25 protein-coding genes and 2 pseudogenes are annotated in these 26,864 nt (G+C 47.1%); 5 read left to right on the forward strand and 22 right to left on the reverse strand.

What is annotated here, in order from left to right; translation table 11 throughout:
- Positions 1–116: 116 nt before the first annotated feature.
- On the reverse strand, positions 117–839 hold the full coding sequence (lutR, locus tag MOC09_RS11900; protein ID WP_284439438.1) for an L-lactate utilization/bacilysin biosynthesis transcriptional regulator LutR: 723 nt from the start codon (positions 837–839) through the stop codon (positions 117–119).
- A 227-nt stretch (positions 840–1,066) separates the two neighbouring features.
- On the opposite strand from lutR, the gene lutP reads away from it, so the two are divergent.
- A complete protein-coding gene (gene lutP / locus MOC09_RS11905; protein WP_268370605.1) occupies positions 1,067–2,758 on the forward strand; it encodes an L-lactate permease LutP in 1,692 nt (563 codons plus the stop codon).
- A 25-nt stretch (positions 2,759–2,783) separates the two neighbouring features.
- On the opposite strand, the gene rpoN is transcribed toward lutP, so the two are convergent.
- On the reverse strand, positions 2,784–4,094 hold the full coding sequence (gene rpoN, locus MOC09_RS11910; RefSeq protein ID WP_268370607.1) for an RNA polymerase factor sigma-54: 1,311 nt from the start codon (positions 4,092–4,094) through the stop codon (positions 2,784–2,786).
- Positions 4,095–4,172: 78 nt separating this feature from the next.
- On the opposite strand from rpoN, the gene yvfG reads away from it, so the two are divergent.
- A complete protein-coding gene (yvfG, locus tag MOC09_RS11915) occupies positions 4,173–4,391 on the forward strand; it encodes a protein YvfG (RefSeq protein WP_003219905.1) in 219 nt (72 codons plus the stop codon).
- Positions 4,392–4,400: 9 nt separating this feature from the next.
- Here yvfG and MOC09_RS11920 read toward each other — a convergent pair whose 3' ends face one another.
- The 15 genes and pseudogenes from MOC09_RS11920 to MOC09_RS11990 form a co-directional block, all read right to left on the reverse strand.
- Positions 4,401–5,369: a polysaccharide pyruvyl transferase family protein gene (locus MOC09_RS11920; RefSeq protein ID WP_268370608.1), complete on the reverse strand. Its 969-nt coding sequence runs from the start codon at positions 5,367–5,369 to the stop codon at positions 4,401–4,403.
- Positions 5,348–6,514 (reverse strand): aminotransferase class I/II-fold pyridoxal phosphate-dependent enzyme, encoded by a 1,167-nt coding sequence (locus MOC09_RS11925; RefSeq protein WP_268358123.1) that lies wholly within the window; start codon positions 6,512–6,514, stop codon positions 5,348–5,350. Before MOC09_RS11925 ends, MOC09_RS11920 begins: the two co-directional genes overlap by 22 nt.
- Before the next feature lie 16 nt (positions 6,515–6,530).
- On the reverse strand, positions 6,531–7,169 hold the full coding sequence (locus MOC09_RS11930) for an acetyltransferase (protein WP_268358125.1): 639 nt from the start codon (positions 7,167–7,169) through the stop codon (positions 6,531–6,533).
- Positions 7,166–7,774: a sugar transferase gene (locus MOC09_RS11935; RefSeq protein WP_268370610.1), complete on the reverse strand. Its 609-nt coding sequence runs from the start codon at positions 7,772–7,774 to the stop codon at positions 7,166–7,168. Before MOC09_RS11935 ends, MOC09_RS11930 begins: the two co-directional genes overlap by 4 nt.
- Entirely contained in the window at positions 7,771–9,288 is a 1,518-nt protein-coding gene (locus tag MOC09_RS11940) for an MATE family efflux transporter (RefSeq protein WP_268370611.1), read from the reverse strand. The genes MOC09_RS11935 and MOC09_RS11940 overlap by 4 nt, the downstream gene beginning before the upstream one ends.
- Entirely contained in the window at positions 9,285–10,319 is a 1,035-nt protein-coding gene (locus tag MOC09_RS11945) for a glycosyltransferase (RefSeq protein ID WP_268358129.1), read from the reverse strand. Before MOC09_RS11945 ends, MOC09_RS11940 begins: the two co-directional genes overlap by 4 nt.
- On the reverse strand, positions 10,316–11,392 hold the full coding sequence (locus MOC09_RS11950; protein ID WP_268358131.1) for a polysaccharide pyruvyl transferase family protein: 1,077 nt from the start codon (positions 11,390–11,392) through the stop codon (positions 10,316–10,318). The genes MOC09_RS11945 and MOC09_RS11950 overlap by 4 nt, the downstream gene beginning before the upstream one ends.
- Positions 11,393–11,396: 4 nt before the next feature.
- Positions 11,397–12,431: a glycosyltransferase family 2 protein gene (locus MOC09_RS11955; RefSeq protein ID WP_268358132.1), complete on the reverse strand. Its 1,035-nt coding sequence runs from the start codon at positions 12,429–12,431 to the stop codon at positions 11,397–11,399.
- Positions 12,432–12,455: 24 nt separating this feature from the next.
- Entirely contained in the window at positions 12,456–13,559 is a 1,104-nt protein-coding gene (gene epsG / locus MOC09_RS11960) for a biofilm exopolysaccharide biosynthesis protein EpsG (RefSeq protein WP_268358133.1), read from the reverse strand.
- A pseudogene (locus MOC09_RS11965) lies at positions 13,556–14,711 on the reverse strand (glycosyltransferase family 1 protein). The gene epsG and the pseudogene MOC09_RS11965 overlap by 4 nt, the downstream one beginning before the upstream one ends.
- Positions 14,704–15,540 (reverse strand): glycosyltransferase EpsE, encoded by an 837-nt coding sequence (gene epsE, locus MOC09_RS11970; RefSeq protein ID WP_268358135.1) that lies wholly within the window; start codon positions 15,538–15,540, stop codon positions 14,704–14,706. The pseudogene MOC09_RS11965 and the gene epsE overlap by 8 nt, the downstream one beginning before the upstream one ends.
- Positions 15,537–16,676 (reverse strand): glycosyltransferase family 4 protein, encoded by a 1,140-nt coding sequence (locus MOC09_RS11975; protein WP_268370613.1) that lies wholly within the window; start codon positions 16,674–16,676, stop codon positions 15,537–15,539. The genes epsE and MOC09_RS11975 overlap by 4 nt, the downstream gene beginning before the upstream one ends.
- A gap of 11 nt (positions 16,677–16,687) precedes the next feature.
- Positions 16,688–18,508 carry a nucleoside-diphosphate sugar epimerase/dehydratase gene (locus MOC09_RS11980; RefSeq protein ID WP_268370614.1) on the reverse strand — a complete coding sequence of 607 codons (1,821 nt, stop codon included), beginning with the start codon at positions 18,506–18,508 and terminating at the stop codon, positions 16,688–16,690.
- Between the two features lie 232 nt (positions 18,509–18,740).
- Positions 18,741–19,424 carry a protein tyrosine kinase EpsB gene (gene epsB / locus MOC09_RS11985; protein WP_268358138.1) on the reverse strand — a complete coding sequence of 228 codons (684 nt, stop codon included), beginning with the start codon at positions 19,422–19,424 and terminating at the stop codon, positions 18,741–18,743.
- Positions 19,425–19,429: 5 nt separating this feature from the next.
- A complete protein-coding gene (locus MOC09_RS11990) occupies positions 19,430–20,134 on the reverse strand; it encodes a YveK family protein (protein ID WP_268370616.1) in 705 nt (234 codons plus the stop codon).
- A 245-nt stretch (positions 20,135–20,379) separates the two neighbouring features.
- Here MOC09_RS11990 and slrR point away from each other — a divergent pair, with 245 nt between their 5' ends.
- The 3 genes and pseudogenes from slrR to MOC09_RS12005 all read left to right on the forward strand — a co-directional run bounded on the left by slrR (position 20,380) and on the right by MOC09_RS12005 (position 22,573).
- Complete coding sequence (gene slrR, locus MOC09_RS11995) at positions 20,380–20,838, forward strand: HTH-type transcriptional regulator SlrR (RefSeq protein WP_268358140.1); 459 nt, start codon at positions 20,380–20,382, stop codon at positions 20,836–20,838.
- Positions 20,839–20,911: 73 nt separating this feature from the next.
- Positions 20,912–22,381, forward strand: coding sequence for a carboxylesterase/lipase family protein (locus tag MOC09_RS12000; protein WP_268370617.1), 1,470 nt, complete (start codon positions 20,912–20,914; stop codon positions 22,379–22,381).
- A gap of 2 nt (positions 22,382–22,383) precedes the next feature.
- Positions 22,384–22,573: pseudogene (locus MOC09_RS12005) on the forward strand (hypothetical protein).
- A 25-nt stretch (positions 22,574–22,598) separates the two neighbouring features.
- Here the strand turns inward: MOC09_RS12005 and padC are convergent.
- The 5 genes from padC to MOC09_RS12030 all read right to left on the reverse strand — a co-directional run bounded on the left by padC (position 22,599) and on the right by MOC09_RS12030 (position 26,436).
- Positions 22,599–23,084 carry a phenolic acid decarboxylase gene (gene padC, locus MOC09_RS12010; RefSeq protein WP_242734236.1) on the reverse strand — a complete coding sequence of 162 codons (486 nt, stop codon included), beginning with the start codon at positions 23,082–23,084 and terminating at the stop codon, positions 22,599–22,601.
- Positions 23,085–23,105: 21 nt separating this feature from the next.
- Complete coding sequence (locus MOC09_RS12015; protein WP_268370619.1) at positions 23,106–23,561, reverse strand: DUF3237 domain-containing protein; 456 nt, start codon at positions 23,559–23,561, stop codon at positions 23,106–23,108.
- A 121-nt stretch (positions 23,562–23,682) separates the two neighbouring features.
- Positions 23,683–24,366, reverse strand: coding sequence for an amino acid racemase (locus MOC09_RS12020; RefSeq protein ID WP_268370621.1), 684 nt, complete (start codon positions 24,364–24,366; stop codon positions 23,683–23,685).
- A 15-nt stretch (positions 24,367–24,381) separates the two neighbouring features.
- Positions 24,382–25,737: a serine hydrolase gene (locus MOC09_RS12025; protein WP_268370623.1), complete on the reverse strand. Its 1,356-nt coding sequence runs from the start codon at positions 25,735–25,737 to the stop codon at positions 24,382–24,384.
- 147 nt (positions 25,738–25,884) lie between these two features.
- On the reverse strand, positions 25,885–26,436 hold the full coding sequence (locus MOC09_RS12030; protein ID WP_268358146.1) for a C1q-like domain-containing protein: 552 nt from the start codon (positions 26,434–26,436) through the stop codon (positions 25,885–25,887).
- Between the last annotated feature and the right edge of the window lie 428 nt (positions 26,437–26,864).

Consider the following 26,864-nt stretch of genomic DNA (forward strand, 5'->3'; position numbering starts at 1 on the left):
AATGTCAAGTGTACAAAGCCCCTGCTGCTTCATGTAAAAAGACTGAACCCTTTGCGGCTCAGTCTCAGTTGTTTGTATCATGCAGCACCGGCGGAATTGCCCGGGAAATGAGTTGATTATTGCACATTTTCCTCGAAATATCCCGAAAGCACAGCTTCCACATTCGTTAAATGCGCCAGCATAGCAGCCTCCGCCTGCACTCCATCCTGTGCAGCCACGGCGTTGTAAATCCGCTCATGCTCCTCATAAAGCCGCTGAACTGAGGTCTTCTTGGAAAACAGCCAGATTTTCCGTGTTTCCCTCATTGTTTCCAGCAGCAATGATGACACGTGATTCATCAGATGTTTAAGAAGATCATTTTGGGAAGCGTCAGCCAGCGCCAGATGAAATGCGAAGTCTGCTTTCTCACCCAGCTCTCCGTCCCCTTCAATGCTGCCCATTTCCTTTAACGCAGCATGAATTCTTTCGAGGTCCTCTTCTGTCCTTTTTTCAGCAGCTAATGATACAACGCCGATTTCAAGCAATTTTCTGACCTCAAGCAGCTGCTTAACGTCCTCTTTTTTCATGAGAAGCGCGGCTGAGAGCGGCTGAGAAATTTGATTCGGTTCAAATTCCTTCAAGTATGTGCCTTCTCCCTGTTTCATTTCGACTAGCCCCATCGCTTTTAATGCAGAAAGTGCTTCACGGACCGCTGAGCGGCTGACTTGAAAGCTTTCAGAGAGCGCCTGAACGGAGTCTAATTTATCTCCCGGCTTCAATTCGCCGTTTTTGATCATATCTAATAGTGCATCCGCCACTTCTTCATATATTTTCTTTGTTTTAATCTGTTTGTATTTCAATGCAATTCACCCCGTAACTTGTAGGTCTGGCTGGTTACGATCTATTATACTCTGTTTTCGGGGCCGCCAAAAGATTTAGACAATTTTGTCAAAAAGTCTTGTACTTTGATTTTTTTCAAAATATAATGCTAGGTAACTGGTCTTATTACCCAGTCATCAGATGATCATATCATCTTTAGAAACCGCTTACATATAACGCCAGTTTATGTTTCAAGGAGGGGTTTGGGATGCAATGGACACAGGCATTTACGCCTATAGGGGGAAATTTGCTTTTATCAGCGCTCGCCGCACTGGTACCGATTATTTTCTTTTTCTGGGCGCTCGCGATTAAACGCATGAAGGGGTATACAGCGGGCTTGTCCACCTTGGGGATCGCACTTGTCATTGCTGTATTGGTTTATCGGATGCCTGCGGAAAAAGCGCTGATGTCCGCTACACAAGGAGCCGTATACGGAATGTTGCCGATCGGCTGGATTATTGTGACGTCTGTTTTTTTGTATAAAATCACTGTGAAAACGGGACAGTTTGATATCATTCGCAGCTCTGTCCTCTCGATAACTGATGACCGCCGGCTTCAGGCACTCTTGATCGCTTTCTCATTCGGTGCTTTTTTAGAAGGAGCGGCGGGCTTCGGAGCACCGGTTGCCATTTCTGCCGCTCTGCTGGTCGGACTCGGCTTTAACCCTCTTTATGCGGCGGGAATCTGTTTGATCGCCAATACGGCCCCTGTGGCCTTTGGGGCGATTGGGATTCCGATTACAGCCGTAGAAGGGCCGACAGGGATTCCGGCGATGGAGATTTCACAAATGGTCGGGCGGCAGCTGCCGTTTCTATCCGTATTTATTCCTCTTTATCTAATCATCATCATGAGCGGGTTCAAGAAAGCCTTGGAGGTTTGGCCGGCAATTCTCGTTTCCGGTGTTTCCTTTGCTGTTGTTCAATATCTCAGCTCCAATTTTTTAGGGCCTGAGCTGCCGGATGTTTTGTCGGCACTTGTTTCGATGGCTGCGCTTGCAGTGTTTTTAAAATGGTGGAAGCCGAAAACAACATTCCGGTTTGCCAGTGAACAGGAATCGGCCGCCGCGATTGAAACGGCGAAAACGAATCAGGCAGCGCCTGCGTACAGCGGCGGACAGATTTTCATGGCCTGGTCGCCATTTCTGCTGCTGACAGTCATGATTTCTGTATGGGGCATCCCATCTGTCAAATCGGCGCTGACCGGCCATTATGAAGGCTCCGCTGTTTTCTTGCAGTGGCTGAATGCCGTTGGGCAAAAACTGACTTTTGCCCCTGGTGTGCCTTTTTTGAACAATCAAATTATCAATGCTGACGGCACGCCGATTGAAGCGGTTTACAAGCTTGAGGTGCTTGGTTCGGCCGGCACCGCGATCTTGATTGCCGCTTTGCTGTCAAAGTTCATCACGGCGATTTCGTGGAAAGACTGGGGAGCCGTTTTTAAAGAAACAATCCAAGAGTTGAAGTTTCCGATTTTGACCATCGCATCTGTCGTCGGTTTTGCCTATGTCACCAATTCCTCGGGAATGAGTACGACACTCGGGATGACACTCGCGCTGACGGGTTCGATGTTTACCTTCTTTTCGCCTGTTCTCGGCTGGCTCGGCGTCTTCATTACCGGCTCGGATACTTCTGCCAACCTGCTGTTCGGCAACCTGCAGAAAGTCACCGCGTTATCAGTCGGCATGGACCCTGTTCTGTCAGTCGCCGCCAACTCATCAGGCGGTGTCACAGGAAAAATGATTTCGCCGCAGTCAATTGCGGTGGCATGCGCCGCGGTAGGACTTGGCGGAAAAGAGTCAGATCTTTTCCGCTTTACCATTAAGCACAGCTTGTTTTTGCTGCTGCTCGTTTGTATCATCACCTTTTTGCAGCATCATGTATTCAGCTGGATGATTCCTTAAAAAATCCTCCCATCACGGGAGGATTTTATTTATACCGTTTTCTTGCTGCCGACGACGGAATGTTCATTTGGTCGCGGTATTTGGCGACTGTGCGTCTGGAGATTTGGATGCCGTTCTGTTCATATAGCAAATCGGCAAGCTTTTGATCTGAGAGCGGTTTTGTTTTGTCCTCTTGATTAATCAGGTCTTCAAGATGCGTTTTGACTGCATAGTTAGACGTATCTCCATCTCCTGAAGCCTCAGCTTTTGCTGAGAAAAAGAGTTTCATCTCAAACAGCCCGTACGGCGTTTGTATCGTTTTCCCTTTAATTGCCCGGCTCACAGTTGATTCATGAAGGCTTAGGCAGTCCGCTACCTCTCTAAGAGTCAGCGGCTTCATTGCGCTTCGCCCTTTCAGAAAGAAATCCTTTTGCCGTGTGATCAGCTCATTAACAATTCTCGTGATCGTCTGTTTTCGCTGCTGCAGCGCGCGGCTCAGCCAGCGCCATTCCTGATACTTTGCCGATAAATATGAAGCGGTATCCTGACAGGAGCCCGACGATAAAAGCGGCCTGTACTGCGGATGCAGGTCTATCTCTGGAAACGAGCGGGTATTCAGCTCCGCAGCAATGTGCCCGTTTTTCACGGTAATAAAAATGTCAGGCTCGATATACACATCTTGCTCCGGCCGGGCAAACAGAAGGCCCGGTCTTGGGTGAAGAGCTGCGATGTCATCAGAGATATCTTGAATCGTATGAAGCGGAATTCCCGTCTCCTTTGAAAGCGCTTTCCAGTTCTTTTGCGCAAAAGCATCAAAATGAGCAGAAACAAGCATTTCCGCTTGTTCATTTCTATTCGGCAGCCGCTGTAATTGGAGAAGAATGCATTCCTGCAGAGATCTTGCGCCGATTCCAGCTGGCTCTAACGACTGGAGTTTTGCCAAAACAGCCTCCGCTTCCTTAGTCGAAACAGATAATCGCCGTGCTGCCTCCTCCATATCTTCTTCCAAGTACCCATTCGAATCAAGCGAATGAATCAGATAATTAAAAATCTTTTTTTCAGAGTTTGTCAAATTCATATCGAGTGACTGCTGTTTTAACACATCCTGCAGTGTTTTTTGCGGATCACTTAATTGAAGGCCTGCTTCCTGTGCATTCATCCTGTTTTTATTTGTTTTATGGTAAGATAGTGGCGGTGTGTCTAATTCCTTTCGTTCAATAAGAGGGTTTTCCAGTGAGAGCTCATCAATGTATTCGGCGAGTTCTGCCGAATGATAGCCAAGCAGCGTGATGGCCTGCCTGAGCTCCTGTGTCAGTTGAGGCTTTAATACTTGTACTTGCTGAAGTTTCATATCCATCTTGCTCACTCCCCTTTCTTCATTGTACATGATTGAGATCACACCGTATACATTTATGAAAAAGGAGCTGCCAAAGAAATGTCTGAACTTTTTTCCGTCCCTTATTTTATTGAGAATTTAAAACAGCATATCGAAATGAATCAATCAGAGGATAAAATCCACGCGATGAACAGCTATTACCGTTCCGTCGTCTCAACGCTTGTGCAGGACCAGCTGACGAAAAACGCAGTCGTTTTGAAACGGATTCAGCATTTAGATGAAGCGTACAACAAAGTCAAACGGGGAGAATCAAAATAAACCTTCCGCTCACATGTGAGCAGGAAGGTTTTCCTTCTTAGAAGCGTTCTGGATGAGCCGGGTGTACGGCACTCCTTCCATCCAGGTGTGATAGTAATTGGCGTTTTTCCCGTAGGAATTATCGATGACCGTGTTTTCTTTTTGGAGAAGAGAGGACAAGATGTGTCCGTGCAGCCTTGACGTTTCGACCATTTCGTAACGGCTGAAGAACTGGATCGCTTTTTTGACGATATAATCCGAGTATTTTTCCCATATAAACGCGATCGGCAGAGGGTTGCCCGCTTTTTTGTTCAGGACGTTCAGCGTTTGCAGAAAAGCGATCGTCCGGCGGTCTGAAGCTGACAGCACTGTGCGCCAGTCGTAGCTCTCCGCTCTTGCGTGTTCCTGAAGCTCCTCGTTTGCTTCATGATCTGTCCTGATAAATTTCAGCTTTTGATTGAACGGCTGCTGCGTCGGAGCGATGGGAAAAAGCTGATGAGCCATATCAGGCAGAAGCTTAATATGATTGCTTGTAAAGTAAGCCTGCGCCGTTTCATAGGAGGCTTTTTCCCTTGCGATGATGTGGAGATTCGAATGTTTAGAAAATATCTCAGCTGTCCGTTTGAGATTGTCTTTTTGTTGAAAGTAAATCGATTGCGGCAGAATCACGATTTTGTGGTTCGGATAGGTTTGGACGATTTTCTCTCTAAAACCTTGATAATACGGATACAAATCCCCAAAGTTTCCGCCTCCCTGGCAGACGATGATGAGATTCGGATCCAGCTTCCGTCCGACAGGAAAATTGTCAGGATTCCAGCGTTTTCTGACACGGATCCCATGTTCTTTAAAGAAGGCTTCTGTTCCCTTCATAATAAATAAATCCCCTACATTTCCATATAGAGGATAGTCGGCGTATATGATCTCGGATTGTTTCGGAATGACGTCGAGCAGCCCGGACAATTTCTGTTTCAGGCTGATCATCGAATACTTGCTGTCCATTTCTTCACCTCGGCTGTTTGGAATAAGTTTACTAGCACATCAATGACCCGGTTTTGTTCTTCTTCCGTCATATTGGATCCAGATGGGAGACAGATCCCGCGCTTAAAAAGATCTTCGCATATGCTTCCTGTCCCTTCATGAGAATAAAACAAAGCCGGCTGAAACAGCGGCTGTGTATGAAGCGGCTTCCACAGCGGACGCGCTTCAATGTTTTCTTCAGCAAGGCGTTCCACTACGTCATATGGACTGAGTCCGTTCTCAAGTGTGAGTGTGGTAAGCCAGCGATTGGATACGCCTGCTGCATACTCCGGCATAAAGCGGACACCATCTATGTGACCGAGTGCATGTTTATATCTCGTAAAAATGGCCCTTCTTTTCTCCACCCGCTCATCCAGCACCTCAAGCTGGGCAATGCCTACACCGGCTAAGATATTGCTCAGCCTGTAATTGTGCCCGATTTCGCTGTGCTGATAATGAACAGCCGCATCACGGGCCTGTGAAGCGAGAAATCTTGCTTTTTCAATGGCGGCTTCATCATTTGAAACGAGCATCCCTCCGCCTGATGTGGTGATGATTTTGTTCCCGTTAAATGAAAAAATGCCGAAGCGCCCGAATGTCCCGCTTTGCTTCCCTTTATAAACTGTACCGAGAGACTCGGCTGCGTCTTCAATGACAGGAACTCCGTATGCATCACAAAGGCTTACGATTTCATCCATTTTCGCGCTCTGTCCATATAGATTGACAGCAATCACCGCTTTTGGCAGCGTTCCCTTTCTTTTTGCTTCTTCCAGCGCTCTTTCAAGGGCTTTTGGCGACATATTCCACGTATCAGGCTCAGAATCAATAAAGACAGGCACCGCTTTTTCATATAAAATCGGGTTGGCGGTTGCTACAAATGTAAAGGACTGGCAAAACACGTTGTCCCCTTCTTTTACTTCAAGCAAACGCAGCGCCAGGTGGATCGCTGCCGTTCCTGAGCTGACTGCAGCGGCCCCTTTAACACCGACGCGTTCAGCCAGCTGTTCTTCAAATGAATTCACGAGAGGCCCAAGCGGTGCAATCCAGTTAGAGTGAAAGGCTTCTGAAATATAATGCTGCTCTCTTCCGCTCATATGAGGGGGAGATAAGTAGATTCTTTTATGCATATAATCATCCTTTGTTTTATGTTTGAATGGAAGAAATAATGCGCGCTGGCGCACCGGCCACCGTTACCCTGTCCGGTATAGAACGGATCACCGCGGAGCCGGCGCCGACAATGCTCCACGATCCGATTGTGAGCTGCGGGATGACGGCCGCGCCGGTTCCGACGTGGGCGCCTTCCTGAACGGCGACCGCTCCTGACAGCGTGACACGCGGAGAGAGATGGACATAATCGCCGATTTGATTGTCGTGCTCTGCCACGGCGCCTGTATTGATGATGCAGTGAGCGCCGATACGCGCATCCGCCTGAATGATCGCGCCCGCCATAATCACGGTCCCTTCCCCGATGACAGCCGACTTGCTGACGATGGCTGACGGGTGAATCAATGTAATAAAATCTTCTTTCTTCAGGTCCAGGCGTTCAGCCACCTGTTTTCTGACACGGTTGTTCCCGATCGCGATCAGAAACAACACATCGGGGACCAGCCTGCGCACCTCAGAAACGGCTTCCGGCGGGCCTGTGAACCACTCTTCTCCAGCTTCAAACGTTCTGAATTTATCATCCAGCACCGCCGCTAAACGCGTGTCTGACCGGGCGTTTATCAGCTCTCTGATCACCTTTCCGTGTCCGCCGTCACCTACAATGGCCACGTTTCTCATGAGGATACATCTCCGCTTCCTGTAAAGCGTTCCGCAGTCACATGATTGGTTTGCTGAATCCCTTCTGAAACAAGGACCTTTCGCACCGTCAAACACAAAATTTTCAAATCGAGAAAAAATGATCGGTTATCAACGTACCAAACATCTAATTCAAATTTCTTTTCCCAGGAAATCGCGTTTCTGCCGTTGATTTGCGCCCAGCCTGTGATGCCCGGCTTTACCTCATGGCGCCGTGCCTGTTTTTCTGTATAAAGCGGCAGATAGTCCATTAGGAGCGGGCGCGGGCCGACAAGGCTGAGATCGCCTTTTAGGACATTCAGCAGCTGCGGAAGCTCATCGATGCTCAGCTTTCTGATCAGCCTCCCCGTTTTGGTCAGCCGGACTTCATCGGGCAGCAGGTTTCCTTCACTGTCCCTTTCATCCGTCATCGTTCGGAATTTATAAAGGGTGAATGGTTTGCCGTGCAGGCCCGGCCTCACTTGCTTAAAAAAAACAGGGGATCCTATTTTCAGCCTGACAACAGCGATGGTAAACAGAATGATCACACTCGTACAGCACAACAACAAAATGGCGGCCGTCAGATCAAAAAGTCGTTTCAGGATCAAAGATTCACAGCTCCTTTCGTTTTTCGAAACCGTTTCAGTACCAGCTGTCTTTCTTCTTTCGTGCAAACAAGTGTAAATGCGAAAACGGCGTAGCAGCAGCTGACTGCCATTCCCGTCGCAATCAGTGACGTCCAGCCGTCAATCTCGATAAATAACTGGATTGCCTCACAAACCGCCCAGGCAAACACAGCTGCTGAAAGAGGCCCAAATATGCCTTTAAAAAACACGTGCTTTTTGTAGCCGGTAATGCGGGATACGTACAGCGGTGTAAAGATGGCATTTTTCAACATCAAGGAAATCGCCCCGGCCAATGTAATGCCGTACAAGCCAAGATGAGCCGGTCCGCTCAGAGTGACGGCCAGCACCACATTCACCGCGCCTAACAGCAGGGTAACAATCGCCGGTGTTTTTTGCTGATTAAAGGCGGTCCAAATATAAAACAGCGGCATAAAGGCGAGGCTGACCACCAAGTATCCGGCATGAATGTATAAAAGCGGCGCTATAGATGAAAAAGACGGACCGAGCCAGATCGTCAGAAATGGTCCCGCCAATCCGCCCAATAGTGCAGCAGGAAGCGCCAGAAGAAGACCGTTCAGCCTCACTGCTTTGTTGGCGTAATTCACCAACCCGTCCATATCGCCTTTTGAATAATAAGAAGTGATCAGAGGCGCAAACAGGGAGGCGACCGTACCAGCCAAGCTGCGCAGCAGCAGCGGGAACTGGATGATCGCCGCGTATTTCCCGGAGGCAGCCGCCCCCAGCACCAAGTTGGCGGTTAATAGATCAATCTGCAAAAAAAGCAGCACGCCGATTTGATTGACGGAGCTCCATGTGCCCGCCTGAAACAGCTCCCTGCTTGTGCGGAATGAAAGATCTTTCATACGAAACGAAAACCACGGAATCAGCTTTTTGAAGAAATAGAAAGACAGCGCAGACGCGATGACAGCACCAGCTAAAGCAGCAAGCTGAATCTGCCATATTTTCGGCGTAAAGCATGCAAACAAGAGAAGCACAGACAGCACGCGCACAAGCATTTGCACCGCCTGAATTGAGCTGGTGATATAAAGGCGATTCGCATAAAATGGAGCAGCGCCGAAACCCGCCATCAGAAACGTTAAAATAAACAGCAGACTGCCGATCAAAATCGATAAACGCACATCTGACAAAAGCGCCTGTGGCACGTTCATCACACGGTCAATAAAAAAAGCCGAGCCGGCAAGCGGCAGCAAAAGTAGCAATGATATCAGAACAGACGCTGCCAAATAGTTGCTGATATACGCATTGGCTTTCTCCCGCTCTCCCCTATGGGCGGCGACAGAAAAGAACCGGACAACAACCGAGCTGAGCGCTACAGTAATAATCGAAAAGTAATTAATCACATTTTGTGTCAAATGAACAAAGCCGAACGCTTCAACACCAAGTGTTTTGACAATGAAAGGCGTCATCCAGACCGACAGGAAAACGGACAAGAGAAAAGCCGTGAGATTAGCGCTGAAGTTTATCGTGAATTTCATGCCTGCTTCGCACTGCCTTTCATCGTCCCCCGCTGCTCAAAAAACAGCTTAATGAGAAATATGAGCCGCAGTTTGCACAGCCCTAATACCAAACGCTCGCCTCTTAATAATTTCTCATGCTGAAACGGTGTATGTCTGACAGCCTGCCGCACCATGTCATAGGATAAAATCTGTCTGATCTGCTTTTTAATGGCTTTCGGCGGATTTGGAGAAGCACAAGCGTTTGCCAGAAGCATCGGAAGCTGGTGCCTGCAAATGTACACATTCAAATCTTCCTTGCATGCACCTGCTAAGCCGTAATGATTGTAGAATGCAATTTTCGCCTGATATTGCTTTTGAATCTGTTCATCCATCGCAGGCTTATAAGGCATTTCCGTCAGGCTGTTCGGGTTTTCACGATAGACGTACAAGCCTTCATCCAGCATTTTCACACGCTCCGCTTCAAAAAAAGCGGACAAATTGAAGGGAGAGTCTTCCGCAAAACGGATGTCTTCATCGAACATCAGGTTTGCCCTTTCCAAAAGCTCACGGCGATAAAGATAACGCCATACATACCAGATAAACCTCGTTTCGTGAGCATGCTTGAGCCGTTCAGCGATTTCCGTTTTTGTCAGCACGCGGTTAGTGTCAAGCTGCGGCGGCACATACATCCGACTGTCCGCTGACAGCTTGTAAAAACCGCATCCAGCGATGTCGAGCCGATTCTCCTCCGCCTCTTCAACCAGCCTCTGGAACATAGCGGAAGATACATAATCGTCTCCATCGACAAAGCCGACATACGTGCCCCGTGCTGCCTTTATTCCCGCATTTCGCGCTGAGCTCAGTCCGCCGTTTGTCTGATGAATGACCTGAATTCTCGCATCCTGCTTTGCATAGTCGTCTGCAATTTCGCCTGAACGATCCGGCGTTCCGTCATTCACGAGGATGATTTCAATATCAGAAAGCGTTTGGCGAAGCAGAGAATCAATACACTCCTCTATATATGGTTCAACGTTATACATCGGGACAATAATGCTGACGAGCGGGGTCATTGCGCTTCACCGCTGATTTTATCCCGCAGCCCTTTAAAATACACATCTCTCGGAAAGCCGGCACGAGGTGTTTCTTTTGTTAACAGCTCTTTCACTGCGGCTGTCACGCACTCGGGGTCGGGGTGTTCAATCAGTACCATCGATGGGATGTCTTTGAGCCATTGATAGCCTTCCATCACCTTGTGGTCAAAGGAGCGGATGACGACACACGGCGTTCCTGTCAGCGCGCAAAAGATCATGCCATGAAGCCTGTCAGTAACAACAGCTTCTGCCCTTTGCAGCTTAGACCACAGCGCTTCAAGCTCCTGCTCCCGGGAGTCGCGGCTGACCCGGCGCCCGATCGTTGTCGTAAAGGATTTGATCTCGCCAAATGCTTCAATAAGCGCCGCCTTCACCCGATTTCTCTGGCCCTCCTGCAGCACGCTTTCCTGATCCTCACGCAAACACATATAAACCCCTTCGCGCTCTGCGGGGGTCTTGCTTCTATCTAAATACAGCACCATGTCCGGCTGCTTCAAAATCGTTTTTTCCTGAAAATGCTGCTTCATAAATTGATATGTTGTTTCATCGCGCGCCATCAGCAACAGGCCGGGATGCGCGTTATAAATTTTCTGTGCCCGTTTCAGCTCTTTGCGCCCCTTTTTCGTATCAGAAAAATGAGCCGTTGCCGGAAGCTGGACAACTCGATAGTCGTGAAATGTTTTAATGATGAAACGGCGCGTCCACTCCTCATAACGGTATAAATCCCCCATGTTTCCGCCGCCGATGATAAAGACCATATCCTCCGGATGGCGCGAACGAAGCAGCGCTTTTGCTGATTTATAAATGTCCTTCATATCGACCTCGATGATGTCGAAATCGGGGTACTCCCGCTCAAGAAACGCCTTGCTGGCATAAGCAATCGCGTGATCCCCCAAATTGTCATGGGACGGCAGCAGGGTCAGAATGATTTTTTTCTGATGTGCTGCGGCCTTTACCGGCTGATCGGGGGCACCCAGCCAATATTGGGACGGGTATTTGAGCTTAAGCAGCAGCCATTCTGCAAGATTGATTTTCAACGATTGTAACGACATGTCCTCACCCTCTGTTTCTCATTTTGTACTCGATTACCCGCTGATACACGGCTGACGCCATAGCGACCAACGGCGTCATTCTGTATTTCGCCATCAGAAGCAGGCATGACCGTTTTGCGTCAAAAGGCGCAGTACCCGTTTTTGAGAGGCTCTCCTGAAACACCTGGTCCGCGCAAATCATACCGACATTTCTAAACCTTTCAAACAGCCGGCGGCTGCCGCTTGTTTTCCATTCATTCAGCATACAGATGCTGCTGTGAAGCACGATAAAGGTATCAAGCTCTTTCTGATACTCCTTCAGTTTGTTGTTCTCCTGTAAAAACGTCGCGTTAGCTTCATATAACGCAAGTCCTGATTCAAACAGTTTTTTCTGATAGCGCTGCACGATGGAGGAAAGGTGAATTCGGTAATGATAGAGCGGCGCTTTTACATAGGATACCGAGCGGGCGAAAAAATGAGCCCGGAAGCTGAAAAACTGATCCTCGACATGCTCCAGCTCTCCTCGGAGCGGAAACGACAGCCGATGTGCTTCAACCATGCTTCTTCTGTACAGTTTGTTCCATGAAAACCCTCTGACCTTCCCTTCGAATAACGCCTTGATATAGTGCTCCTTCGGCTGCCCTTGATAGGTTTCCGCAATGTCAGAGACCATGGTTTTCCCAGTGTCCTCAAACTCCGCGGCGTAATTGCAAATGACAAGATCAGTTTCATCGCCTGCCGCCTGAAGCATCTGCTCGCAATAATCAGGCTCGATCCAATCGTCTGAATCTATAAACGCAATAAACTCGCCGCGGGCTGCCTCAATGCCCTTGTTTCGAACCGCGCCGAGACCCTGGTTCTCCTGATGAATCACCTTGAACCTGTTATCGATTTTGGCGTATTCCTCTGCAATATCCGGGCTGGCGTCTGCTGAACCGTCATTGACGACGATGATTTCAATATTGTCTACCGTCTGATTCCGCAGCGACTCGAGACACGTTTTGATATATGTTTCCGTGTTATAAACAGCGACTAACAGACTAACCGCAGGTGTTTCCATAATGACCGGCTCCTCTTGCATAAATTACCGGGAAAAAATCGTTCTGTAGGGCAGAACGGACGAATCAACCGGCATAAGCAAATAACTGTAAAGAAAATAACAAACAATGATAGCGATATAGATCAGGGCATTCGATTTTTTATCAAATATCCTGACGAAATAAGGGACTAGAATCATTTGATACAGGCCGAAATAAATGTTGAACCTGGCAAAGATCACGTCCTTAGTGGCCAAAAGCCCAAACAAAAATCCGAGCAGGCACAAATTGACGACGATATCGATTTGCGGCCACAGCTTCCGCAAACGCGCTCTGTAGCAAAAGGCGAGAAACAGCGGCAGAATCAAGACAGCGATTTTAATGACATTCATTCCGTTCGTGTTGGACATGAGCCATTTTTCATAATGGCTGTACGAGCTGTTTTCCAGCACAACGACAAACACAGAAATAAATTTCTGGTATAAAAACGTCATGCCGAGAAATAAAGCGGATAAGACGAATATCGCCGGTGACCAGGCTTTTCTTCTGACAACAAAATACACGGGAATCATAATCAGCGCCGAGGAATGAAAGAGCGAGCTGATCAGCACGATTAGAAAATATCGTTTCCAGTTCCCGCTGATGATATAGCGGATCGCCCAAAACAAAACGGCTGCCACCATGTATTGCCTGATGCCGTTGAAAGACGCGTAATAATGAAAGGTTCCCAAAAATAAAAAGACACTCAGCTCAAACGGCCTTCCGTAGTCGGCGAGTGTCTTCATAATAAAGCTGTAGGTCACAGCCGCAACCGTTATATACATGATTTGCGGATCCTTCGTGATGAAATTCATCAGCCAAAGCAGCGCGGTAAAACCCGGATCTGTCGCCGTTTTCGCAGTACCGAAACCGAATATCTGCCATACGTTTTGGTAATCGCCCGCCAATTCGTACAGCAGCGTGTACGTCTGAAAATCCGTACCGACTTTGTAGCGAAGACCCGACACGAGCACTAGTGACGTGAGCGGAATCCAGATCAGAAGCTTATTCGGCCGATACCCCGTGGCGAGCGAATCGTCACGTCCGCCGCACATTTTGGCGAACCAAGACCAAATATATACAATTCCCATATTGACAGCATACACAATCATCGTTTATTGTCCTTTTCCGCAGCTGATGTTATATACATTCAGCAGCGCTCCAACATTTTGCTGTGCATCGTAGCCAAGTTCGGCGAGGGTTTCTTTGATGAGCTCACGCTTCGGCCGGCCTGCGGCGGCTGCTCTTGCAATGGTTTCAGCCCAGATGCCAATCGGCTCGGAAAGACTTAATCTCGTCACAAGTCCGAGACCGGCATCGACTTTTTCTGTAATGGTATCTGATATGATGCATGGAAGTCCTGATGCCTGCGCTTCCACAAGCACAACCGGCAAGCCTTCATACAGAGACGGCATGACAAACACATCAAATGTACGCATCAATTCATGAATGTGTTCTTCGATGCCCAAAAAGAGCACGTCTGGCAGCAGGTTCTGCCGCCGCGCCTCCTCCTCCATTTTCTCGCGCAGCGGTCCGTCTCCTGCAAGAACGAGCTGAAAGCGAACCCCTCGTTCTTTGAGATGCGCGGCAAGCTTCAGCAGAAACGCGTGGTTTTTCACTTCATGAAACCGGGCCACATGTCCAATAATGAGACGGTCACCTGCAATGCCGCGAGTTGCTTTTTCTTTAACAGCCGCCTGCCCATTTGGGGCGAATAAATCAAGATCAATTCCGTTTGGAAGAAGATGAACACGCTCCCGCTCCATGCTTGACTGTCCGAATAAAAACCTGCCCGCATCCTCTCCGCAGGCACACAGTGCTGTCGCATTGGCCAAAATAAGCCGTCTAAACACCATCAGCTGCAGGCGGTCCTTCCAATTGAAGCCCGTCTTCCACGACGTATTGTGGGAATGGCATACCCTGACCGGCACTCCGGCAAGCCGTGCTGCAAGGGCGATAAAGCCCGTTTGGAAATCTGTGTGCGCATGAACCGCACTGAACGGCCCGTTTTCTTTTATCGTGTTTTTTACATTCCTTACAAATGTAAGGGGATTGCTTTGTCCAATGCTCGGAACATAAAAAAGCCGCCCGCCTAAAGATAAAATTTCTTCATCATAAGCGCACGGATCATTCCGATATGTTAAAAAATCAAATTGCACTTTGCTTCTGTCCGTTTTCCGATATAAATTCATCACCATAGTTTCCGCACCGCCCCTGTTCATGCCGCTGAGAACATGGAGCACACGCTTTTGGCCGCTATTCATGCTTAACAAGCCCTTCCTTTTGGTTCATCACTCTTTTTTTGTGATAGCGATTCATTACGGCTGCAGGCATAAAGGCGCGGATTAACGGTTTTGCGATATATATGTAATCAGATAAAGGAAGCTTCAATCGTCTGCATGCCTGATAGACAAGGATGGCGTTATCAATGGAATACGTAAATGACCGCCGTTTGAATGCATCGCTGTCTTCCCTTACTTTATACAAGGCTTCCTGGAGATTATAGCCCCTGAAGCCCTCTTCAAAAAAGCGAAGCCACAAATCAATATCCTCCATTCGTCTCGTCCGCCGCACCGAACGGTAGCCTTTCAGCGTGCGGTAGGCACTCGCTCTCATCATAATCGTTCCGTGGCAAAACGGGGTCCCCTTTGCCATGATGCCCGGCTCCGGTACAGAAGGCAGGATACGTGTGCCTCTTACGCCGCATTCATCAAATACTAGCATGCCGGTCCCCACCACCTGGTAATGCCGATGCTTTTCTAAAAACGCGACCTGCTTTTCCAGACGGCGCGGGTACGAGAGGTCGTCTCCGTCCTGGCGGGCGATATACTGGCCTGTTGCGTGCGAAAGACAATGATTTAATGAAGCAGCCAGCCGCTTATTTGTTTTGTTTTGAATCAGCTTGATGCGGTCGCTGTAATGAGCGGCATACTGCTTCGCGATGCGGAGCGTGCCGTCAGTTGACGCATCATCACACATAATCAGCTCCCAGTTTTTATAGGATTGGCTGAGAATGGATTCAACGCTTTCTGCCAAAGTGCGTTCACAATTATAAATGCCCATAATGACAGAAACTTTTGGTCCTGAGTTCATACGCTTTTCTCCTTTATATCCATGTACGCGGAATAAATATCTGCCATTTCTTCTACCGTTCGCGCCTCGGAAAAACGCAAGGCTGTTTTTCGGCCTTCCTGGCCCAGCTTTTTGCAGAGTTCCGGCTTATGATAAAGCTCTTCAATCCGGCCAGCAAAAGCAGCACTGTCACCGATTTTGATCAGAAAACCGTTCTCTCCGTCCCGGATGATTTCCCGGTGTCCGCGGTTATCTGTGGCAATTGCCGGTTTTTCTGCCGCCATCCCCTCCAGCACATTCATGCCGAGGCCCTCTCTGATGCTGGAGGCGACAGATACATCTGCAAGCTGAATCAGCTCGTGAATGTCGCGGCAAAAGCCGTAAAAGCGGATATTGCTGGAAGCGCCAAGCTTTTCAGCCAGCGTTCGATATGTTTGTTCCATCGCCCCTTCTCCAGCAAATACAAGGCGGAGCGACGGAATTTTATCTTTCAGCAAGGCAGCGGCTTCAATTAGCAGCTTCTGATTTTTGTTCAAATTAAGCTCAGCCGGATAAACCAATATAAAATCGTCTTCCTGGAATCCATGTTTTTTTCTGAGTTTTTGCTGTTCTTCCAGGCTGACAGGCCGGAACCGCTCGGTATTGACGCCGATGCCGTGAATTTTCTGCGTCTTTCCGCCCGGCCTTTGAAGTCCTTTCGCCCGTGTGTAATCCTCTTCATTAATCGTAATCAGGCAGTCAGTATATGCCGAAAGCCATTTCTCAACCGGATAGTAAAGAAGCCAATTTTTTATCGGCGCTCCGCTGCAGAAGTGAAAGCCGTGCGCTGTGTACAGCACCTTTGTTCCGTGCCGCCTTGCTTGCCTCGCCGCTAGTCTGGCAAGCACGCCGCCGACCGGCGTATGGCAATGGACAATGTCATATTGGTTGTTGTCGATCACGTCCTTCAGCTGTCTGTAAACGGCCAGATTCTGAGGATGAAAGGGCGACCTGCGAATCGGAATGGAAATTTTCTCATCCACATACGGCAGCTTGGTTTGTCCGCTCGCGGCGACATGAACCTCCCAGCCCATTCGTTTAAACCATTGAAAGTAAGGGAGGTGAAAGGCCTTAAAATGATAATCAACGGTCGCGCAAAACAAGATTTTTTTCGTCATCTTCACTCCCCCTAATGAACACTGGCAGCCGTCATTTTGTCTGATGTATTGATGGCCGCAAACAGCCTCTCTCTCAGGTCAGCTTCCGGCAGGTCATGAAAATCCTCGATAAAGCGCATCAGCACCGGCCAATCGCCGTCCACCGCTTTGCCGATATGAATTTTCGGAAAGATTTGTTCAGCGTGTACTTCATTTTTGTTCAGCAATTCCTCATACATTTTTTCACCGGGACGAATGCCTGTGAATTCGATTGGGATCTGCTCAGTCGTGTAGCCGGACAAATGAATGAGGTTTTTGGCAAGATCCACAATCTTTACGGGTTCTCCCATATCGAGCACAAAAATCTGACGTCCTTTTGCCAGTGCCCCCGCCTGAATGACAAGCCTTGAGGCCTCGGGAATTGTCATGAAATAGCGGGTCATCGCCGGATGTGTGACCGTCACTGGGCCGCCTTTTTCAATCTGTTTTTTGAAAATCGGAATGACGCTGCCGCGGCTCCCGAGCACATTGCCGAAGCGGACAGCCACAAATTTGGTGCTGCTGAATTTTCCGAGATTCATAATAATCATCTCGGCGAATCGTTTTGTTGCCCCCATCACGTTGGCCGGGTTTACTGCTTTATCCGATGAAATCAGCACGAACGTTTCTGTCCCTGCCATATCGGCTGCTTCCGCGACATTTTTTGTCCCGATAATGTTGTTTTTGACAGCCTCTTCAGGATTGTGTTCCATTAAAGGCACATGCTTATGGGCAGCTGCATGGTAGACCACGTGCGGCTCGTACTTTTTCATTAAGGTAAACATTTTATCGCGGTCCTGCACATCCGCAATTTCCGTATGGAACACAATCTGTTTGCCGAACCTTCCATTTAATTCTGTATAAATCGAATGAATGCTGTTTTCTCCATGGCCGAGAAGAATGATTTCCTTAGGCCGGAACATGCTGATCTGCCGGCAGATTTCCGAACCGATTGATCCGCCCGCTCCCGTGACGAGAACTGTTTTTCCTTTGATGCGGTTTGAAATTTCGCTTGTGTCGAGGGTGACCGGCTTTCTGCCGAGCAAGTCCTCAGCTTTTACATCTCTGATTTGCCCGGCAGTTCGTGTGCCGAGCAGCATTTCATCAAAATGAGGCATAATTTTGATGTTTACCCCTGTTCGCACACATTCTTTATATAACACCTGAAGCTCATGGGTGCGGAGCGAAGGAATGGCAATAATAATATAGTTAATTTTGAGCTTTTGCACCGCAGGCATGATACTTTCTTTTCCGCCAATAACGGGCAGTCCCATAATTTCTAATCTATGCTTCGTTTGGTCGTCATCAATAAAAGCGACAGGTATGATGTCAGGATCATCTTTCGACAGCAGCTGCCTGACCATCAGAGTTCCTCCTGATCCCGCCCCGATAATCAGCGCGCGGGACGAGGCGCTGCGTTTTTTTCTGATGCTTTCTTTTAACACTCTTGATAAAACACGGGTTCCTCCAATAGACAAAAACTGAAGCACCCAGCACGCGGTTAACAGACGGAAGAACATCGTATGATACACCGCATACTGAATCACGCCGGTCACAGCGGCCGAAAGCGTAATGCCCTTAAGCAAGACGATCAGCTCTCCGAGTCCGGTGTATGTCCACACCTGTTTATACTGACGGAACAGGAAAGCACATACATGATAGCTGAGGAGCAAGCTGACAGCGGTAAGCAATAATGCTCCGGAGTCATAAAATTGATAGGAATCTTTTAAAAATTGATATCCTGCAATAACTGAATTTAAAACGAGGTACGTATCCAGCGCAATAATCATTGACAATCTTCTCCGGTAACTCAACCTTTTCCCCCCTAATTCTTTTATCGGTTTAGCTGCGGCGGTTTTCGTCTAAAAAAATCGGCAGCAGCTAAACCGACAACACATCCTATGTATATATCAGATAAGTGGGCATTTAACCCGTCCTCACGCCCCGCCAGCGACGACCAGCATCTAAGGCAGCAATATCAGCTGCCCACAGCAGAGCCGAGTGCCTCCATTGATACAGGTCAGGAGACATCACCTTATAATCTATTTAGTAGGAATAGTGTTCCGATTTTTTCATTTTCTTTTTGTTTAAAAGAGCGCCTAACAGCTTTGCATTGGATTGCTCCAGTGCGTCCTTCGCTTTCAAGACGGTATCGGTTTTCGTTTTTCCGCTTAAAACGACGAGCACGCTGCCGTCTGTCTGATTGGCTAAAATCTGGGCATCTGCAACAGACAAAAGCGGAGGGGAGTCAAAGATGACGAGGCTGAATTGTTCATAGATGTCAGAGATTAAATCTCCCATAGCTTTTGAAGACAAGAGTTCAGCCGGATTCGGCGGGGTCGGCCCGCTTGTCAGCACATATAAGTTGTCGATCGGCGTCTTTTGCACCGTCTCACTGAGTGAAGCATTACCGACCAGTACATTTGTCAGCCCGGTTACATTCTCAACCTGAAACGTCTGGTTGATGGTCGGTTTTCTTAAATCGGCATCCACCAGCAGCACTTTCTTTTCCTGCTGCTGTGCAAATACAGCCGCAAGATTCGCTGCACTGAACGATTTACCTTCACCAGGCACAGAGGAGGTAACGAGGATAGACCGCAAGTTGGTCTGGACGGATGAAAACTCAATGTTTGTCCGAATGGTGCGGTATTGTTCCGCAACAATTGATTTATTGTGTAAAACGGATATTTGAGCCAAACCTCGCCTTGCTTTCTTTTTTCTAAAGATCACTCGCTTCACTCCCCGAAATGTTTTATCCCGCGATTCCGCCCTTTTTGGACATCAGGAACGGAGCCTAAGCATGGCAATCCGGTTCTCTCGCTGAGCTGACGTGCGCTTTTGCACGTATCATCGAGAAAATGCAGAAAAAATGCCAGTGTAATGCCGCCCATGACAGCTGCGCCAAAAGCCATGACCATATTTCGCAGCCTGTCAGGCTTGATCATTTGACTTTCAGAAGCCTTCGCCTCTGATAAGATATGTACGCCTTGTACATTCATTCTTTCATCTACTTCTTTTTCAAACTTGTTCACTAACGTGTTCGCAATCTCAGCCGCTCTCGCCGGATCGTGATCCTGGACGGCAACATTAATAATTTCTGATTCATTCTCACTGCTGGTCATCACTTTTCCTTTCAGAGAGGAAGCCGATTCAGAAAGATGCAATTCCGCCTTGACCTCTTCCATCAAGGCAGTGCTTTTCATTATCGATTGGAACGTGCTGCTGTACTGAAGATTTCGCTGGATGTCACTGAGATTCGAGTTTTCTTCACCGTCTGATTCATGAACCAGCACCTGTGTCGACGCCTGGTAGGTCGGTGAAATGACCTTATATTGCACAAAACCCGTAATAAGGGTGACGCCGATTGTGATGAGCAGAATCAGCACGAATCTGTGTTTGACAATCGCATATAATTCTTTAAAACTCATATTCTCATTCATGTATTCATAGCCTTCAGCCTTCCCGCGGCTGGCTTCCCGCGCCCCTTTCTGTTAATGATTGGATTATAAAAGAAAATGTTATTATTTAAAAATTGCAAAATAAGCCAATAAGTTCTCTTTAGAGAACAAAATCATGATTTTCCTCTAATTTACTGCACTTCCCTTATTATTTTAAATTTTATAAAGAACGAAAAATTCCTTATAATGAACGAAATAACGACAGGAATAGAGGAGAATTTCATATTATGATTGGGAGAACTATCCGTTTGTACCGTAAAAGAAAAGGTTATTCTATAAATCAGCTGGCTGTCGAGTCAGGTGTATCTAAATCCTATTTAAGCAAGATTGAAAGAGGCGTTCATACGAATCCGTCCGTTCAATTTTTAAAAAAAGTTTCTGCCACACTGGATGTTGAATTAACAGAATTATTCGACGCTGAAACGATGATGTATGAAAAAATCAGCGGCGGTGAGGACGAATGGCGCGTCCATCTTGTGCAAGCTGTTCAAGCCGGAATGGAAAAGGAAGAGCTGTTCACTTTTACGAACAGATTAAAGAAAGAACGGCCCGAAACCGCTTCCTACCGCAACCGAAAACTGACGGAGTCCAATATAGAAGAATGGAAAGCGCTGATGGCAGAAGCAAGAGAAATCGGCCTGACCGTCCAGGAGGTCAAATCATTTTTCAAAACGATGGGAAGATAATGTCGACTAAGGGCTGACGTTCGCATTCTCAGGGGAAATCTGTTTATAATGGGGGAAAAAGGGAGAGGAAGCAATGTCTCATAAAACAGTAACGACTCAATACGGCAGAGTGAAAGGCACAACAGAAAATGGCGTACATATATGGAAAGGCATCCCCTATGCCAAGCCGCCTGTTGGGCAATTGCGTTTTAAAGCACCGGAAGCTCCGAAAGCGTGGGAGAACGAACTGGACGCAACAGCGTACGGCCCGATTTGCCCGCAGCCGTCTGATTTGCTGTCACTTTCATACGCTGAGCTGCCCCGCCAGTCCGAGGATTGCCTGTATCTCAATGTATTCGCGCCCGACACTTCAAGTCAACACCTTCCTGTTATGGTGTGGATTCACGGCGGCGCTTTTTATCTCGGTGCAGGCAGTGAGCCATTATATGATGGGTCAAGACTTGCAGTACAAGGAGAAGTCATTGTTGTTACACTGAACTACCGGCTGGGTCCGTTTGGATTTTTACATTTGTCTTCATTTGATGAAGCGTATTCCGATAACCTCGGACTGCTTGATCAAGCCGCAGCGCTGAAATGGGTCCGAGACAATATCTCAGCGTTTGGCGGTGATCCGGATAACGTAACGGTATTTGGAGAATCAGCAGGCGGCATGAGCATTGCCGCGCTGCTTGCTATGCCTGCGGCAAAAGGCCTGTTCCAGAAAGCGATCATGGAAAGCGGCGCTTCCCGAACGATGACGAAAGAAAAAGCGGCGAGCACTGCGGCTGCCTTTTTACAGATACTTGGGATTAACGAGAGCCAGCTGGACAGATTGCATACTGTATCTGCAGAAGATTTGCTTAAAGCGGCGGATCAGCTTCGGAAAGCAGAAAATGAAAATATTTTTCAGCTGTTCTTCCAGCCCGCCCTTGATCCGAAAACGCTGCCTGCTGAACCAGAAAAAGCGATCGCAGAAGGGGCTGCTGCCGGCATTCCGCTGTTAATCGGAACAAACCGCGATGAAGGATATTTATTTTTCACACCGGACTCAGAGGTTCATTCTCAGGAAACGTTTGATTCCGCGCTCGAGTATTTATTAGGGCAGCTGCTGGCCGAGAAAGCCGCCGATCTGTATCCGCGTTCTCTGGAAAGTCAAATTCATATGATGACGGATTTGTTATTTTGGCGCCCGGCTGTTGCCTGCGCCTCTGCCCAGTCCCAATATGCGCCTGTCTGGATGTACCGGTTTGACTGGCACCCGGATCAGCCGCCGTACAATAAGGCGTTTCACGCATTAGAGCTTCCTTTTGTTTTCGGAAATCTGGACGCGCTAGAACGGATGGCAAAAGCGGAGGTTACCGATGAGGTGAAACAGCTTTCTCTTAAAATACAATCGGCGTGGAACTCGTTCGCCAAAACAGGAAACCCAAGCACCGAAAATGTTACATGGCCGGCATATCAAGAAGATACAAGAGAGACGCTGATTTTAGATTCAAAGATTTCGATCGAAAACGATCCTGAATCTGAAAAAAGGCAAAAACTATTCCCTTCAAAAGGAGTATAAACATGGGGAAAACAGGATACAGGCGCTGTCATCGTTGTGGCAGCCTGTATCATCATTTTATCAGCTGTAATATGTTTACGGGACACAGCCTATAACCAGCCTATGCGCTGGACTGGCATCATATTGTTTTTCGCAGGAATTGTGATGGTTCCCGCCTACTCAGCAAAAAGAAAACCCGGGAAAGAGGAGTAACTCTCTTTTCCGGGTTTTTCGTTTCTTACAATTTTCCCGCACGGATATCGTCTGTCATTCCTTCATAAGGAGCTTTTGAAATCACTTCTTCATTGTCAATTCCCTCATTTTTCAGGAATGTAATTTCGGCAAATTCAGGTACAACGTATTTAGGATACGTTTCATATTTTTCACGGGATTCTTTCATCAGATCAATGTGGTCATTTTGGTAGCAGACCGTAATTTCAGGATGCTCATGCACCCATTTCGGGAAGAAAATAATGCCGTGCATGCGTTTTTCATTCGGCATGAAGTTTAAAGAAACATCTGTGCCTGTCGGCTCTGTCCAAGACACCTTATATACGCCTTCTGTCAGTTTGACAATATTAACTTCCTGATCCCGCACCCAGCGTCCGGCAACCATTCCGCTATGAATTCTATAATCAATTGTATGGTCGTTTTTAATATAGATTTCGTATTCCCAACCATTTTCATAAGTATAAATCATGTGGCTTCCGATAAAGTTTTCCATCTTTCACACTCTCCTTAGTCTTTACTGTACTTCATAAATGTCTAGTCGAACGTAATCAGGGCTTCTTTCTGCGGAACCGATAAACAAACGGTCATGCAGCCATCGATAGGCTTCACTGCCTGTTTCAAATCTCGGCACCGTACGGAAATAAACATGCTCCGGATCAATGATTTCCCCGGCCGCGGCTTGTTTTCGAAACGGCTCGCTGACTTGCCGTATTCCATTGTTTTCGATGTAAATGAGTTCATGATCTGCTGTTTCAATCACATACCTGGCAGATAAATCTGTTCTGCCGTCAGCGCGAATGATTTGTGAATCGGCACCGCCCGGCAAAATACGTCCCTTTACTTCTCCGGTTATTGTTCCCGAACGAATCGGAATGAGTCGTCTCAGTCCCAGGCCTGTCTCACCAATGGCAATAGGCGGATCAACCTTGATTTCTAAAGAGGCGAATGGTTTTAAAACCGGCTTCTTCATAAGCACCACCTCACCTTCGAAAAAATCATGTAACTATTTACATGTTTACTTTAACACCATTGAGTGTAACTGTCAAACAATAGGACATAAAAAAACAAGGACTGTTTGAAGACAGTCCTTGTTAGCTTTGATAGGCAAGATATGTGCTGACAGTGCTTTTTGCCAGACAGTCAGAGGAATCAATAATCGGAATCTCACTTTGGATATGATCTAACACCGCATTTAAATCCGTACAGGCTGAAATAATGATGTCTGCTTGCTGACTGATTTCTTCATATAGCTTCTGCCACAATGCTTGTGTATGCTGCATTTGATTCGGCTGTTTAATTGCGGCGATTAACTGATTCACAGCCTGCTGCCAATGATCTTTGTGAACAATTTCTTGTCCGTTTGCCTTCAGCCCTTTTTGATAGATGGCAGATTGGATGGTTGAATCTGTTCCTAAAACCGCCGCTTTTTTTGCAGAATGCGGAATCTCTTTTATCGTTTCCTCAATGATATGCAACAAAGGAACCGACAATGCCTGCTGAATCTCTTCATAGTAGACATGTGCCGTATTACAAGGCAGAGCAATGAAATCAACGCCTGTTTTCTCGAGCTTTACCGCCCCGCCAATAATCGCTTTTTTCATCTCAGCATGGTCAATCGGACGATCTGCATAGAAGGGTGTCGGACATGAATAAATCATCATGTGCGGATAGTCGATATCGTTTGAAGCCCCATACAGCTTCTGACAGTAGTCAATCACCTTATCGATAAACGGTGAGGTCGATTTTGGCCCCATACCGGCTAATATTCCGATCATCGCGCTCATTCCTTTCTAATTCGTGCGGACCGCTTCTTCTTCTGAGCCATCCTCATAGAGGATAAAGCTTTTCGCAGCATCCTCACCTAACATAAATTCGACTTCAACAGACAATGATCGCAGAAAGAAACGGGTTTCCGAGGAAGGGAATAATTCCAGTCTCAGCTGCCCGGTGATCTCCAAATAAAGCCGTTCATTCTCGGCTGTCACCCGTGCAGCCGTCCCATCTTGAAACGAGTAACTGCCAACATAGCGGCTGTATATCGCTGTATCAATTGCTTTTTTCTTTTTGTCAGCGGGGCGTTCCGGAATCTCATATGGCTGTCCAAATAGAATATGTTCCGCCGCCTTCAGAATTGCTTGTTCATATTCAGCATCCTCTTCCTTATTGCTCAAATAGATCAGCGTTTTACGATGATCGATATATCGGATCATCGTTGTTGAATAGCCGGGCCATCCTCCGGTGTGGCTGACAACCCGCCCTTTTTCAGGACTGTTTTGAAGCACCCAGCCAAAGCCGTAATCAAACATTTCCCCATTGTTAAGGCGTACAGGTGAAAATACGGCTTCCTTCGAAGCATTGCTGATCAATTCATCCTGATATAACGCCTGATCAAATCGAAACAAATCGCTTGTGACAGAGTTAACTGTACCGTCTCCCTGTATCCCATCAAGGTACACAACGTAGTTCGTTTCCTCAAGATCGTCAGGGAGGACGTATGTTTCGGAATGTACATCATACACATATCCATATGCATAATCATCCATCCGTTCAGGCCGAAGTCTCCGATTATACACTCTCGTTTCATTCATGCCGGCCGGTGAAAAAATATATGTTTTCATAAAGTCTGTATAGTTCATGCCAGATGCTTTTTCAATGATAACCGCCAGCAGCACATACCCCGTATTGCTGTACAGCCAGCCTTCATTCGGCTCAAAATAACCAGGCAGCCCCTCATTCATCAGCATATCCACAATATCCTGATTCACCGCGATCTTATGTGGATCCCAATTGGTAAAAAACCATTCCATATAATCAGGAAGCCCTGACGTATGGTTCAATAAATGCCGAATCGTTACGCCCCGATACGGAAAACCGGGCAGCCAGCGCTCCACTTTATCTTCGTATCCAAGAGTCCCCTTCTCCTCCAGCAATATGATTCCCAAAGCTGTAAAAGGCTTTGACAGAGATGCTAACTCAAACAAAGAGTTTGTTTGCAAGGGGCGTTTTTCCTTCAGTTCTGCATAACCGAAAGAGTGATGATAGATGATATCGCCGTCCTCCGCAGCCAGAGCCGTCCCGTTGAACTGATGTTTTTCGCCTAATGTCTCAAATAAATTCTTGAAATGCTTCCTTTTATTCTGCTTCATTCCTTCACCTCCTATATCTCGTACGTTACTCAGCTAGTAACGTTTCAAATATTTCGAAAATAAAAAAAGCTGATGATTCCTCAAACAGGAAAAATCAACTTTAATATAGATCGCTATTAGATCTGCACGATTCAAAAGATCCCCTTTTTACGAAGTCGGAGAAGGAACTCTAGCGGCAGCAAAATGGGTTCTCGCAGTCGCTTGAATGACTCCGGCCGCAGTACTTCTCATTGCAACTGTCACCGTATCTCCGGCGTTTAACTGAAGAATTTCGGTAATGGCTACGACAGCGGGGAGATTCCCTGCTTGAAATTGGTTATTTCCGCCGCCTACCACATCTTGATTCACGAGAAATACGACTTCTAAGTTGAAGCCAACATTCGCATTCGCTTGAAATTCAACTGATGCATTAAGAGAATACACGCCTGCTGTTCTCGGTGAAAATGTAGATGTGCCGGGGTTATATTCATTCGCCAAATCAAATTGGACATTTTGAAAAAGAACTCCGCTGGCTGCATTTGCAGCAACTGACAGATTCATATTGCTGGTGGCTCTGAAAGCAGAAATAGGCTGGTTCGTCATTGGTGCGAAGGACTGGTTTTGTTGAGCTGATGGGGTATTTCCATTTGTGACACTTGGTGATAAAAGAGGTTCCGGTCGATCGTTCCTCTTAATCCATTTAGTTGGCCGTGGCGGCATGGCATTTTCCTCCTTATCAATCTTACGCTTCTATCAATTGTTAGCTAGCAATACATTATTATATTGTTCGTTACGAGCATTGAAACGGTATCTGCCCCACAGTGCTCAAACATAGAAATGACAGCATCAAGTTCCAAAAAAACGGATAAACGCATTTGATCCAAGGCTATTTCAAGGCTTGCTTCCCCAAGGATGACCATTTTCTGAATCATCTTCAAAAGGTAACTTTATGCCCATTCATCAGACGTTATTAAGAATGCAGATCATAAAAAGAAATAGGAATCTTCGTTAGTTCTTTAGACCTGTAACTTTTAAATTCATTTATGATTTTCTATCAAACAAAAGAGGAAAATAGACCAGTTGCAATCCAAACGAGAGTCTAATAGAATGATGTCGAAAAGTAAATCACGCAGGTTTGTTACTGATAA

The sequence above is a fragment of the Bacillus sp. N12A5 genome, from assembly GCF_026790125.1.
In the GTDB taxonomy this organism is placed as follows: Bacteria; Bacillota; Bacilli; order Bacillales; family Bacillaceae; genus Bacillus.